Genomic DNA, 274 nt, shown 5'->3' on the forward strand with positions numbered 1-274 from the left:
GGGTAATGGTTAATGGTATTAATAGCCGATGGCGGCAGAACCAGCGCGTCTTGGATCTGAAGCGCCAAAAAGACCTTGCTCTGTCATCATTATCGATTGAGTACTGCCAATCGATTCTTGCACTTTCACTTTGTGACCTTTGGCTTCAAGTAATGAAATAGTATCGCGATTCAATGTATGTTCCACCCAAATAAAATCAGGTAACCATTGGTGATGCATACGTGCAGCAGCGGTTGCTTCGGCAATGTTTAAGTTATGATCAATCACATTCATG

General features: G+C 42.7%; 1 protein-coding gene. It reads right to left on the reverse strand.

Going from position 1 to position 274, the window contains the following annotated elements:
- Window positions 1-18: 18 nt before the first annotated feature.
- The coding region (locus AAEY88_RS13545; RefSeq protein WP_350563225.1) for a gamma-glutamyltransferase at window positions 19-274 on the reverse strand (256 nt) is incomplete at its 5' end.

It is taken from the genome of Psychrobacter sp. CAL346-MNA-CIBAN-0220 (genome assembly GCF_040309805.1).
Taxonomy (GTDB): domain Bacteria; phylum Pseudomonadota; class Gammaproteobacteria; order Pseudomonadales; family Moraxellaceae; genus Psychrobacter.